Source organism: Halobacteriovorax sp. GFR8, assembly GCF_050955245.1.
In the GTDB taxonomy this organism is placed as follows: Bacteria; Bdellovibrionota; Bacteriovoracia; order Bacteriovoracales; family Bacteriovoracaceae; genus Halobacteriovorax_A.
This window is the reverse complement of the sequence record NZ_JBPBLR010000002.1, coordinates 1,567,664-1,579,522: the sequence shown is the minus strand read 5'-3', so window position 1 is coordinate 1,579,522 and position 11,859 is coordinate 1,567,664. Positions and strand designations below refer to the sequence as shown.

General features: G+C 37.0%; 8 protein-coding genes. 3 read left to right on the top strand and 5 right to left on the bottom strand.

All coding sequences use genetic code 11. From position 1 onward, the window contains the following. The first annotated feature begins 528 nt into the window (after positions 1-528). Positions 529-936, top strand: a complete 408-nt coding sequence (locus ACRXC1_RS08030) for a hypothetical protein (RefSeq protein WP_433657909.1) — start codon at positions 529-531, stop codon at positions 934-936. 111 nt (positions 937-1,047) lie between these two features. Here the strand turns inward: ACRXC1_RS08030 and ACRXC1_RS08025 are convergent, their stop codons facing one another. Continuing rightward, the gene (locus ACRXC1_RS08025; protein ID WP_392908524.1) at positions 1,048-3,414 is read right to left on the bottom strand and encodes a Tex family protein; all 2,367 of its coding nucleotides are present in this window, start codon (positions 3,412-3,414) and stop codon (positions 1,048-1,050) included. Between the two features lie 121 nt (positions 3,415-3,535). Between ACRXC1_RS08025 and ACRXC1_RS08020 the strand changes: the two genes are divergently transcribed. Further along, on the top strand, positions 3,536-4,492 hold the full coding sequence (locus tag ACRXC1_RS08020) for an FAD-dependent oxidoreductase (protein ID WP_433657906.1): 957 nt from the start codon (positions 3,536-3,538) through the stop codon (positions 4,490-4,492). Here ACRXC1_RS08020 and ACRXC1_RS08015 read toward each other — a convergent pair. Together ACRXC1_RS08015 and ACRXC1_RS08010 are read right to left on the bottom strand one after the other, a co-directional pair. Beyond that, entirely contained in the window at positions 4,475-5,230 is a 756-nt protein-coding gene (locus ACRXC1_RS08015) for a DUF3050 domain-containing protein (protein ID WP_433657904.1), read from the bottom strand. The genes ACRXC1_RS08020 and ACRXC1_RS08015 overlap by 18 nt on opposite strands. 47 nt (positions 5,231-5,277) lie before the next feature. Next, the gene (locus ACRXC1_RS08010; RefSeq protein WP_433657902.1) at positions 5,278-6,900 is read right to left on the bottom strand and encodes a YiiX/YebB-like N1pC/P60 family cysteine hydrolase; all 1,623 of its coding nucleotides are present in this window, start codon (positions 6,898-6,900) and stop codon (positions 5,278-5,280) included. Between the two features lie 129 nt (positions 6,901-7,029). On the opposite strand from ACRXC1_RS08010, the gene ACRXC1_RS08005 reads away from it, so the two are divergent. Beyond that, the gene (locus tag ACRXC1_RS08005; RefSeq protein WP_021266649.1) at positions 7,030-7,545 is read left to right on the top strand and encodes a TetR/AcrR family transcriptional regulator; all 516 of its coding nucleotides are present in this window, start codon (positions 7,030-7,032) and stop codon (positions 7,543-7,545) included. Positions 7,546-7,588: 43 nt separating this feature from the next. On the opposite strand, the gene ACRXC1_RS08000 is transcribed toward ACRXC1_RS08005, so the two are convergent. Both ACRXC1_RS08000 and ACRXC1_RS07995 read right to left on the bottom strand, forming a co-directional pair. Further along, complete coding sequence (locus ACRXC1_RS08000) at positions 7,589-10,453, bottom strand: hypothetical protein (RefSeq protein WP_433657900.1); 2,865 nt, start codon at positions 10,451-10,453, stop codon at positions 7,589-7,591. Continuing rightward, positions 10,440-11,630 carry a hypothetical protein gene (locus ACRXC1_RS07995; RefSeq protein ID WP_433657898.1) on the bottom strand — a complete coding sequence of 397 codons (1,191 nt, stop codon included), beginning with the start codon at positions 11,628-11,630 and terminating at the stop codon, positions 10,440-10,442. Before ACRXC1_RS07995 ends, ACRXC1_RS08000 begins: the two co-directional genes overlap by 14 nt. Positions 11,631-11,859: the final 229 nt, after the last annotated feature.

Below are 11,859 nucleotides of genomic sequence, written 5' to 3'. Positions count from 1 at the left end.
ATGCTACTAAATGTCGACTCTAAGGGCCTAATCTGGCCCTTATTTCTTAAATTTTATCTACCTAAAATAAGTCTTTTGCTTCTCCTTAGCTGTAGCTCAACGACTTATAATAAAACCGTTGATTATGTTGATATTAATCGCTTCATGGGGGATTGGTAAGTTCTCGCAGCTAGAGGTACGTTTCTCGAAGCGGGACAACATAACTCAGTTGAGACCTACACTTGGAATAAGGAAGAAGCGCGCATTGATGTGAACTTCGTCTTTAATAAGGACTCCTTTGATGGTGAAAAAGAAGTCTTAAAGCAAAAGGCCTGGATTATTAATATTATGACAAATGCTCATTGGGAGTTTCAACTCTTTTGACCTCTTCGTTTTGACTACCTTGTTGTTATTGCTCATTAAAATGAGTAGTTTTACTGGATATCTTTTTTGCCAAAGAGAACTTCTAAAATCAATAATAAAAATTTTACAATAGTGGCGCAGTGTGTTGTTCTCTGTGTTAATGTACTTAAAAACAAGGAGACAACGATGAAAAATATTTTAAAGTTTATTCTTACACTAATGGTAATTTCAAATATTACAGCAGGTACTACTAATTGCCATCAGTATCTTGTAATGTCTGATATCGATGGCCGCCATGATATTACTGAAAAGATAATTAATATCTATGAGGAGAAGGGATATTCATTTACAAAAATTGATAACTTATATGACCTACCACAAGAAGGAAATGTTAGTTATATGACTATCTTTTCTGATTTACATAAGTATAGAGGTGCTTATACTCATGTTGTGTCCAATGATGTAGTAATGGAAAAAGGTGACATGACTTCTAAATCTGAAAATTCATTTAAAATAACTAAGAGTCCTCTAGTTGGTTCTTGGACAAAGAGTCTTTTAAGATCTGTAAAAAGAAGAGTTTCTGAGTGTAAATAATTTATTACATGATAAATTTATAAAAAAGGGCCTCATAGTAGAAGGCCCTTTTTTTATTTTTATTTTTATTAAATCATCTTTCCTATTGCTTGTGAGGCAACAATACTGCACCTATTTTACCTTAAAGCCAGCAAGTGCTGCAAATGCATTATTCTTTAAAGGTGCATCGTTTTGCTTTGGCATCTTAGGCTTTCCACCGCCACGAGGCTTGCTCTGGCGAGGGCCACCTGAAGGGCGCTCATAAGTTTTAGCTTCTTCTGCACCATCTGATTTAAGTGAAAGTGCAATACGCTTTCTATCCATATCAACATCAAGCACAACTGCAGAAACCTCTTGTCCTACTTTAAGAACATCAAGAGCATTATCAACAAAGTGGTCGGCCATTTGTGAAACGTGCACAAGACCGTTCTCTTTAATTCCAATATCAACAAAAGCTCCAAATTGGGTGATATTTTTTACGATACCTGGGTAGCGCTCACCAATTTTGATGTCTTTAATTTCACGAGCATCTTTTCTAAATTCCGTTGTCTTAAATTCTGTACGTGGATCTTGAGAAGGTGCTGTTAGTGATTTGTAGATATCGTTAACTGTAAACTCACCAAGCTCTGCAATGAGTGTCTTGTCTGACTTCAGTTGGTTTGCAACAGCATTATCTGTTGTCAGTTGCTCAAGCGTAAAGCCTTTTGATTGTGCCCAGTTTTCTAACATATCGTAGTTTTCTGGGTGAATAAATGTAGCATCTAATGGGTTCTTCCCATTGTAAACACGAAGGAAGCCAGCTGCTTGTTGGAATACCTTATCTGTAAAACGTGAAACCTTTAGGATATCACTTCGATCTGAGAATAGTCCGTTCTTGTCTCTATGCTTAACGATATTTCCAGCAACTGTTGGCCCAATACCTGAGATGAATGAAAGTAGAGGAGCTGAAGCAGTGTTGATATCAACACCAACAAAGTTTACACAACTCTCAACAACACCATCTAGTGATTTCTTTAGTCTAACTTGGTTAACATCGTGTTGGTACTGGCCAACACCAATTGATTTTGGATCAATCTTTACAAGTTCAGCAAGTGGGTCTTGGAAACGACGTCCAATTGAGATTGCACCTCTTACCGTTGCATCTTTATCTGGGAATTCTTTCTTTGCAATAGGTGAGGCAGAATAGATTGAAGCACCATCTTCTGAGATCATTGTTGCTTTAACTTTTCCATCTTTCACTGCTGTCACGTTATCTTCAACAAATTGAAGAGTCTCACGTCCAAAAGTTCCATTTCCAATTGCGATATATTCAACATTGAATTGTTCAATCATTGCATTAAGGATTGTTGCCGACTCACGAACCTGGTTTCTTGGAGGGTGAGGGTAGACAACAGTATCAACAACAAACTTACCTGTGTTATCAACAACAACAGTTTTACATCCTGTTACAACACCTGGGTCAAGTGCAAGAACTGTCTTGGAACCAAGGTATGGTTGAAGAAGTAGGTTTTTAAGGTTTACACCAAATACATCAATTGCTGATTCATCTGAAAGCTTCTTAAGCTCTCCTTTGATCTCTAGATCAAGTGATGAGTGGATATAGTTCTTATATGCTTTTGAAGCACAGTCAACTAGGGCCTTGTAGCTAGTCACACTTGTGTCTGCAAAATGCTTTGATAGAATCATATTATTTGCATACTCTTCATCAAAAACGATTTCCACTTTTAGAATTTTTTCTGTTTGAGCACGACGGATGGCAAGGAATCTGTGTGCCGCTTTTGGATCACGAAGATCAGCTACCTTTTGCTCGTACTCAAAGTAGTCTTTATATTTTTGCCAGTCTTTGATTTCTTCATAACCCTTTCTTGGAGATGATTTAATCATCGCCTGTGCCCAGTAGTCTTTACGAAGAGTTTCTTTAAGTTCTGTATCGTGAGCGATCTCTTCAATAATGATATCGCATGCACCTTTTAATACATCTTCAAAAGTTGCAATTTTCTTTTCTTTATTGATGAACTTTAGAGCTTCTTTTGCAAGCTCTGGCATTGGAAGCTTAGATGTTTTCATTAGAATTGAGAATGGCTCAAGTCCTGCTTCTTTAGCAATTTGAGCTTTTGTTTTTCTCTTTGATTTGAATGGCGCATAGATATCTTCAAGTTGGTTGATATTTGTTGCGGCCTTAATCTTCTTTTCTATCTCAGGAGTCATCATCTCTTGCTTAGTGATGGCATCAAGGATGAAAGCACGGCGTTTCTCACGCTCAATATATTCGTCGTATTTTTCTTGGATTAGACGGATTTGTTCTTCATCTAAACCACCTGTTTTGTCTTTACGGTAACGTGTGATGAATGGGACAGTACAGTCTTCCACAAGTAGCATGGCAAGTACTGCCATAATTTGTTTTGCTGTGATATCTGTGTTGTCTACACAAAAAAGGACGGCATTTTGATCGATGATGTCCATTGGGTTCTTTGCTGCTTTTTCTGTCGTCTCTGACATAATTCATACTCCATTAACTAATTTTGAATTAAAATTGTATAGTTATTGAATTTGGAATGACAATAAAAAACTCTCGTCATTTCGACTGGTTAACTTAAAAATATTGATGTAAGAAGTTATTATGACAAAGAATTTCGATTATATTGTAGTTGGTGATGGTATTGCAAGCCGCGCCATTTTATATTTTTTAACAAAGAGATACCCAAGTGCTAAGATCGCCCAAGTCTTTGACGATGAAGCATTTCCTGCGTGTTCTACTCGTACGACAAGTGTTGTTTCATTTGGGCTTTTTGAAGAAGGTATCTCAAAACTTGGTGATATTCTCTTTCACGCTCATGAATTCCTAAAAGACTTTGTTGAGAGAAATCAACCCCCAGGTGTCTATACTGCTAAACAATACTATCTGCCACCAAATATCAAAGAAGACCCTTTGAAATTTAAACAATTTGAGGCCCGCTACGGTACAGACTTTGTGAATTTTAAGAATCAGAAGATGGTAGCTAAGGATGCCTATGTGATTAATCCTCATGACTTTCTTGGCTCTTTCAAGACTGATGTTAAAAAAATAAATGCTAGAGTGACAGCAGTTAATAAAGGTGAAGTGCAAACAAGCCTTGGAAGCTTTAATGCTCATAAAATTATTCTAGCAACAAGTGCCTATACTTCATTAATCTTCAAAGATAAGAATCTACCAGAAGGAAAGCCGGTTAAAGGAACTTACTTTACTTGGGATATTGATTTGAATGAAGAGTCGTTTGTCATCTCTCGTGGCCACTTTAATCTCATCTATCGTGCTCATGATAAAATGCTACTTTTTGGAGCTAATTCAATAGAGGGACTCAATCATCTTCATTCGCCTAAAGAGGTCTACGAGAAATTAGAAATTTTTCAAGACTTATTTCCAGAGTTTACAAAGCTTGAAAGGCCAATGATTCACACAGGTATTCGCCACAAAGGTAAGAGGCGTACTCCATTTTGTGGTGAGGTCAGTGAAGGTATCTACGCTCTTAATGCCCTTTATAAGAACGGATGGAGTGCAGGGATTTCGCTTGCTAAAGACTTAGTGGATAGGCTCTAGGTTCTCTGAGCGGTTTAATCTAATCTCTTCTAGAACATAATCCCACATCTGAGATCTAAGCTTAAGAGAGTCAAGAGCAACTTGAGTTGCCTGATCTTCTTTTTCTTTAGAGTCACTAAGTTGTGTTAGAAGCTTTCCTGCAAGATCGCCGTGCTCATCACCATCTAGTTCAATATGACGAACTAAATAATGCTTAAAATAAGGAGCATCAATATTCTTTTGTTCAAGTACATTAACAAATGGTTGGAATAAATCAGGAATGAGATTCTCTCTTCCATAGAAGAATGCTGAAGCAACTGCACTTGGATGTGCATTAGTTACTAGATTTAAGTTAAATGCCGTAAACTTTGCAATCTCTTGTGGAAGCTCATCAAAAGAGAAGTCCTTTAAGAAGTTTTCAATTGGAGCAGTGTCAGCACCAACTTCTTTCATGGCATTTAAGTACATTGTGAAGTGATCAATATGGCCACCATCCAGGTCTTCATCACTTTCTTCGCCAAGAACGATTTCATTGATAAAGCGTACACACTCTTTGTCGTACTTTGAAGGCATCCATGGAGTTGTCACACATGTAACTTCTTTTTGTAGACCTTTCAAAAGAGACATAAAGTCCCATACTGCAAAGACATGCCATTTCATTAGAATTTTTACGTCTTCAATATCATTGATATTTGTATAAAGTGGGTGAGCACAAAGCTCATTATGGGCGTTTTGAATTGCTATATTGACCGTTTTCATATGCGGCCAATATAGCTTAAAATATCTTATTCTTAAAGCTTAGATTCTTAATTGTGAAACAAGTGATGGAAATCAGGTCTTGTTAATGAGCGACGTCTTCTTGGTCCGTTGCGTCGTCCACCCTGCATTTGAAGCTTCTGATTATATTTCTTATCTTCAATATATTTTATGTATCTTGCAGCATCTTCTTTACGATAAGACTCAAGTTCGTAAAACATTTCATTAAATGACAAAATTCCGCCGGCCTCTTTTTCTGCCTTAGCGATTCTTTCATAAAGTTTTTCCCCAACTTGGTCTAGTACCACGAAGAGATCAATCTGTTTCGAGCCAAGGTTGAGTGGAAACTTTTCTTCTAAATTTACACCTGCTACAAATTTGATTATCCCTCGACTAATGACTGAGCGGCGAGCAAGCCAGGCAAAGTCATTTCCTAATTTTGTGCCAAAGCTTGGGTCAAATTCGTATTTCTCTTTTTCCATCCACTCAAAAATCTTTGATAGAATCGCGTCTTTATAGCGCGTGTCTTTGAGCTTATCTGGATTCCTCCATTCTGCCACTAGATCGAATCGTGAATCAAATTGAATCTCACCTGGGCCAAAAGTTTTAAATTTTGAGATATTCTCTTTTGTAACTTTTAAACCAAAGTCTTGTAGAAAGGATAGTAGGGCCGGGTTAAATGTTGTTTTAAACTCTGGTATATCCATTTCTGTACCATTCAACTGTGAGCTGGCAACTTTGTATCCATGATAGATAACTTCCGAACAAAAGATTTGTGAGTCATCATGATAATCCATAGCAAAATCATATGGGATATTTTCCTCATTCTTCTTTGTGAATTTAGTAAAGCGCTCATGCATCTCTTTGGCCGCAAGGTGCGCTAGTTTGGCATCTTTGTGGCGAAAGACAACTGTCCTTGAGTTTGCCTGGTCTAGATGAACTTGAAATGGAGCTGCCACATTACCAACTTCAATATGGGCCTCAGATGTAAAAAGCTCTCCTGTTTTCTTATCTTTATAAACTAATGTTAAGTGTGAAAATTGATGGTCATCATCGCCGATTCTTGCGATGGCAGCACTTGAATAGGCATTACCACGAGAAAGGATAATATCTCCTGACTTAAGATCTGCAGGCCCTGAAAAACTGTATTCAGGGTTAACCATAAAGTGAATAGGAGAGTCACCGTCAAAATTTAGGGTGCTAAATTGACGAGGTACTTTTGATTTTGGTCTCGATGCATAGTATGACTCAATAAAGTAGTCTTCGAGGTAGCGAAGGGCCCTGAAGATATCCTTCACTCCTTTTAGGCATTCTTTTTCATCTCGATTGAGTTCTTTTGTGCTGTTGAGCTCTTTGAGCTTCTCTTTAAGATCTAGGCGAATATTAAAAGATGCATTCACAAAATCCTGCATTTGATATTGGGAAAATTCTGAAAAGTCGATATCGGTTGATTTAATAGAAAATAGTTTGTTGTAGTAATGCTTAGTCTTAGTTGCACATTCAGCAGGGGATTTAACGCCTTTAGAGACTTGGGCATGCATTTCGTGCATCAGGGAGTCAAAGTTAGAACTTTTTAATGAGCTGGGCATTCGATAGGACTTTTGGTTGCAGGAAACTAGGAGTGTCGAGAAGATTAGCGCTCCTGCGATACCTGTAAGTTTCTGATTTTTCATACTTTTCCCCCATAAATCTGAAAATTCTAAAGAACTCAATAGTCAATATTGAACATGACTCAATAAATTTTTATCGGATTTTACCTTTTAAAACTTAAGTATTATTATCAAGTATAGAGAGATTTATTTATGACAAGCAATAAAAGTGAAGAAGTACATTATCGAATTTTAAATGCAGTAACTAAGCTAGAAGTTGCTAAGGGACACCTGAATTGGAAAATTGCCGAGGTGGCCAAGGAAGCTGATGTGACTCGCTCCCTCATTTATTATTATTTAGGTAAGGAAAAGGATGTCATCCTTAAAGAAGCAGTGAAGTACATGATTTCTCGTATCTTTAATTTGTCTCAAGAGAACTCTGTAGGAATTCGTGAGCGTATTAAAATCGTACGTAAACAAATCATCCAAATGCCATATCTACTTGCTCTTTATATGATTAATAAAGGTGCCGGCAATGAATTATCTGATATTATCGTTGAGGCCGAAGCCGAATTATTTGAACTTCTAAAGAAGAAGTACCCAAATGTGGATCCTCGTGAGCACTTAAAAATTTATCTGATGGAATTAGGGGTGTGTCTATACCGTGATGTTGACGATGACACTCTTGATTATATCTTTTCGAAATACGATAGCTTTGAAGCAAAATAATTCAAATAAAAAAAGGCCGCTTATTTAAGCGGCCTTTATATTTCTAGCAAAAGTCTACTGATGCATGATTATATTCATCAGGTGGAAGCTCACAATTATCTTCAGAGAAATTGTGGTCTCCGCCATTTTTAATTGGGTCATACTTCTCAACCGTACCTGGGATAGCTTGGTCATCGATTAAGTCATGGTTGCTATCAAATGCTTCTTTGTAATTCTTGTAAACATCTAGCATATACACATCTGGCGACTGAGTCTTTCTTTCTTTGATGTTAAACATCGAGCTTGAAGCTTTTGATAAGAAGTCAGTAAACTTATAAAGTGTCTTTCTTCCTCTAAACATCATCGTGTATTGGTTTTCAGTCATTCCAAGTCTATCTCTTAGGATTGAGTTGAATTGGAAACCTTCACCAGTAAAGTACCATGTTTCTTCTAATCTTTCTTTTCCAGCTTTTGGCTTACATACTTTGTAACGAATTGGGTTGTTTACAGCTACGTACTGTAGTGATCCACCAAGTCCGTGATTTCCACTTCCATACATTTGTGATCCTACCCATTCAGCTTTAAACTTAGAAGTCCCTTCGATCATAAAACACTGGTGTGTTCTTGCTTCAAAGTTTAGTGTAATTGCTTCAGCGTATAGGTCAATTGACTGTCCGTTATCACTTCTATTGTTGTCACCATTTGACTTATCAAGTGACCATGATGTTGACCAGTCATAACCTGCTGATACACCAACTCCTCCACCTACTGGTGATGCTTCACCAAATGGGATTTTAAAGTCTAGCTTTGCACCAACACCTGTTTTATATCCGTGTGAGAATCCAACTCTTCTGTTTTCTGTAAAGTAAGTTCCGCTTCCAGTTGATTTAGAAATTCTAATTGTATTAGAGTGACTAACTCTTGGTTTTGATAGAATTTCTTGTACGTGACTTACTGGAGTAATCATCATGAATTCCCATGGAGACTCAATACATTTTCTCATATTGTAGTCTGAGTAAGTTTTCCAGATTAGTCCTGTCTTTTCTTGGCTAAAGAATGAACCACATAGTTTTGCAAGTGTTGCAGCATCGTATTGGTCTTCGTATAGCTTAGAGAGTTCAGACGCAGTAAGCTTATTTTCTTCAATTAGTTTCTTATTAAGTCCAATGTGGTCAACCTTGATTGTTTCATCAAAAAGCTCGTGCTTCTTAAGTTCATCTGAGAAGATCGCTTCAGAGCTCTTGTTATATCTTGGAGCAAGTTTTGCAGCAATGATATCTTTCTTAGTTACACCTTTTACATCGTTAGATAATTTTTCAAGGTAGTTTTCTAGTTGAACCATTTCAGTCATTTTCTTCGTAATTTTAGTATTTGTGTAATCCTTTGCTTCAAACTCATCCGTCACTTGAAGTTGCGTGTGAAGGATTGAGTGGAATGTTTTTGATGAAGCATGGAATGTACCTGCTGCCCAAGCTGGACGAGGTGCAGTTCTTGGATCATCTCCTTCTCTTAAAATTGGTGATAGCTTAATTGCCGCATAAGTTCTTGTGTGGATATATGGCATGTCCACAAACTTGATTGGCATATCAATTCTTGCCTTAAGAAGGTTATTTTCAACATCGACTTCACGTGAAGCTACAGAGATCAGCTTAAACTTATGCTTGTTCTCGTTTGTTAAATCAATATCACCTTGAAGTGGAGCTAGAAAGTATACTTCAAGCTTAAGCTTTCCTTGGTAGAAAGGCTCAATTGGGTTCATGTGGTGTACGTAGTTACCGTAGTTAACCTTTGGGTACATCTTAACGATAAATGACTTCTCAATTACCAGGTCAAGGTTCTTGTTTAGGTGGAAACCATTGTTATTATCGTGTCCTAGGAAGCTATAGTTAACTTCATCAACGAATAGTCTTGCTCTTTGGTTGTTATTATCTTTTTCACACTTTCCTGTTCTTGAAACTTCTGCAAAGATCCATCCATTGTTTGACCATGGGTATAGACATAGTCCACGTGTAACTTTTGCATTTTGAAGTGTTTCATTTTGTACTTCAATTTCAAGGTTAAATGGAATACGACGAGTATTCGTGTATCTTTCGTGCTCAAGGTAGAACTTTATCTCACCACATCCAGACTCATCAAGTTGTCCATCTGTGATGTCATACATTTCAGTTACTGCGTGTTCTTCACCATTTTCTTGTTTTTCAAGGTTAATAAGTCTTGCCTTAACAAACTCATTTGAAAGAGAACTTCCGTTGGCCTTAAGGTTAAGACAACCGTTAACAACAACTTTTTGATCAATAATTAAGTTATCATTTCTTGGATCAACTTGACCAAATCCTTTAGGAGTGATTTTAACATTCTTAACATTGATGATCTCGTCTGAACTAAGGCGAGACTTGTTAAGTGAAGTTTTCATTACATAATTATTTCTGTGAATAATGCTGTTAGTGTATTGATTCATCGACAGTTTAAGGTCGTATGAGATATTAGCACTTGTTGCAAGAGTAATAACTCTGTCACCCATTGGAAGGTATGTATTTGGAAGAGAGTAATCCATAGTGATTGGCTCGTCCCAAAAGATACAGCTATTATTATCTGCAGTTCTTTCTACTGTTTGAAAGTTTTCACCTGAAACGTAGAACGTTTGATACTGAAGGCTTTTCCCAAGTTTTGAACTTAGACATGCTTTTACGTGAAAAGTTTTACCGTAAGCGATTCTAGACTTCATTGATGTCTTATCTTCAGTAACACCTTCTACAGTGAAACGTGAAACAGACACAAGAGCACTTTCATTTGCAGAAGCTTTTAGCTGTCTTGCAAGTTGCTGTCTTTCGTCGTTGGAAGTGTCACTTCCACAACTAACTAGCGACGTTAGTGCAAGCATTGAAATGCTTAGGAGAGTGATGTTCTTCATGTTCTTACAAAATGTCATATTCTTTCCTTAGGGAGATTGTGTAAACTTGTTCGTCACTGTAACCATCAATTAAGTACGCTGAGTCAAGGTTTCCGAGTACAGTGCGATTAATATATGTAAATTCAGTTCTAAAGCCTTTTTGAGTTTCTAATCCAAATCCTGCTGCATAACCTTTGTAGTCATTTGAAAAGATTCCGCCGCGGTAAAATGCTGGAGCAGTGTCTGCTTGGTTTTCAAATGCCAGGGCCTTAAGTGTTAGCTTCTTGTCACCCATATTTGTTTTGAAATCGATTCTATATGCGTAACCAGTATTCTTATCATCAGGAACAACTGTTTCAGTGTTTTTAATATAAGATCCAGAAAGCTTAAGAGAGTTATCTCCTAAAGCGATTTCTGCACTTGCGTTTGCAAAGATACCTGTGAAGTCATAAAGGTAAAGACTTTGATCAATTGGTGTACCGATGCTAACTGAGTTCCCCCAGTAGTAGTCTTTATTTGCAAGATCACCTGATAATTTCTTGTAACGGTAAGTACCAACAGCACCACCCATTCTTAACGTTTTTGATAGGTAAGTGATGTCTGCAGATTCAGAGAAGAATTGTGGATCACCTGAATCATCAATATTAAATGTTTCTCTTAAAATTGCATTTTGTGGCTTCGCTTGTGTTGCTTGAAGACGGAAGTAAAAATTTCCAACTTTCGTCGTAATAACTTCTCTAGCACCAATGAATGATGTACCACCATTAATGAATGGTGAGATATATTGACGCTTCGTTGAGTTATCAAGTGCACCAGCGCTGATTTTAACAAAACTTAGTGGTCTAAAATCAAAGTAACCATAGTCATAAGTAAACTTTGGCTTATAAGTTTTTACTCTCTCAGCTTCTTGTGAAGAAGAGTTACCTGACTGATAGCTAAAACCACCACTAAAGTTGAAGTCAACACTGTCGACGACTTCTGCTTCAAGATCAAGATTCATCTTTGTCTGATAAACACTTCCTTTATCAGTTCTTGAATCAAGAGCACCATAATCTGCACCAAGCTCTAGTCCCACATTCTTAAATCCAGCACCTTTTAGAGAAGAACTAAGTCCTTCTGTAAAGATTTTTGCCGAATCATTCTGTGCGAAAGCTTGGCCCTGGCTTATTAATGCCAGTAAAATTAAATGTTTAGTTACGTTTTTCGCTTTAATCATGTCGTTCCTATTTGTTTTGATACTAAAATAGATGCAGGAATGATGCCATGTATCATGAAACAAGTTCATGGGTGTAAAAAGTTTAAACTACTGAAATGTGGTGTAAGTATTGAGATTTAGTTTAATCAGTTAGTGTTAACGAGCTGAACAGTGTAAAAAAGTTGAACAAACACAGAGTTTTAGTGTTTACTTAGTCTTTGTTAATTTATTGGAATTAGATAAGGAGAGA